The sequence below is a fragment of the Dietzia sp. DQ12-76 genome (assembly GCF_014145045.1).
Lineage (GTDB): Bacteria > Actinomycetota > Actinomycetes > Mycobacteriales > Mycobacteriaceae > Dietzia.
Window position 1 is genome coordinate 1 of the sequence record NZ_JAALDV010000300.1, and the last position, 1,231, is coordinate 1,231.

Sequence of the window (1,231 nt, forward strand, 5' to 3'; positions counted from 1 at the left end):
GGTCGCCGCCGGAGCGGTCGGCGCCGACCTCGGCCGGGGTGGGGTGCCGCAGCCCACGGGCGGGGACCGTAGTCTGTCGTCAGGATCGGTCGCCGCCGGTCCACACCAGGCGACGAGGACGAATGAGGATGTCGAGCGATTCTGTGACGACCGGCACCGCTGAGACGCCGCCCGACCACATGGTGGCGGGCGTGGACGTCGGCGACGCGGATCTCGCAGCTCTGCTGAGGGCTCGGCTCGTGGAGGTCGAGCAGCTTCTCGTGAGCCGCCTCGAGTCCGGGGAGGACTTCCTCACCGAGGTCGCCCTGCACCTGGTCACCGCGGGCGGCAAGCGCTTCCGGCCCGTCGTGACCCTGCTCACCGGAGAGCTCGGCCCGGAACCGGACCGCGAGCGCCTGGTCAAAGCGGCCGTGGTGTGCGAGATGATCCACCTGGCCACGCTCTACCACGACGACGTGATGGACGAGGCCTCGGTGCGCCGCGGCGTCGAGTCCGCCAACAGTCGCTGGGACAACTCTACCGCGATCCTCGCCGGTGACTTCCTCTTCGCCCACTCCTCCATGCTCCTGGCGGACCTCGGCCCGGCCGCGGTCCAACTCATCGCCCAGACGTTCGCGGAGTTGGTCACCGGTCAGATGCGGGAGACGGTCGGGCCGGGCGGCGGTGAGACGGCGGACGCCGCCGAGCACTACCTCCGGGTGATCTGGGAGAAGACCGGATCGCTGATCGCGGCCGCCGCGCAGTTCGGCGGCGAGTACTCCGGTGCGTCCGACGAGCAGATCCAGAGCCTGCGGCGGTTGGGAGACGCGGTGGGGATCGCGTTCCAGATCGCCGACGACATCATCGACATCGCCTCGCCGTCGTCCGACTCAGGCAAGACCCCCGGCACCGATCTGCGCGAGGGCGTGCACACGCTGCCGATGATCTATGCGCTCGAGCCCGGCTCCACAGACGGTGACCGCCTGCGCGAACTGCTGGCGCAGCCCCTGACCGACGACTCGGAGGTCCACGAGGCCCTGGACCTGCTCCGGGCCTCGGAGGGGATGCGTCGCGCGCGGGCCACGCTCGAGCGGTACGTGGCCGACGCCATGTCCGAGCTGGACGCCCTGCCCGCCGGACCCGCGAACGAGGCGTTGCGGCGGCTGGTCCGGTTCACGGTCGACCGCGTGAGCTGACCTGCTCAGCTGCGGGCCTCCGCCTTCCAGCAGGCGACCTCCGGCATCCGCTCGCG

General features: G+C 71.2%; 1 protein-coding gene. It reads left to right on the forward strand.

The genetic code is table 11. From position 1 onward, the window contains the following. Nucleotides 1-122: 122 nt before the first annotated feature. A complete protein-coding gene (locus G6019_RS10690) occupies nt 123-1,175 on the forward strand; it encodes a polyprenyl synthetase family protein (protein ID WP_370446309.1) in 1,053 nt (350 codons plus the stop codon). Nucleotides 1,176-1,231: the final 56 nt, after the last annotated feature.

Excerpts from the sequence above, each read along its gene's own strand:
- G6019_RS10690 (WP_370446309.1), top strand. The coding sequence starts at position 123 with ATGAGGATGTCGAGCGATTCTGTGACGACCGGCACCGCTGAGACGCCG.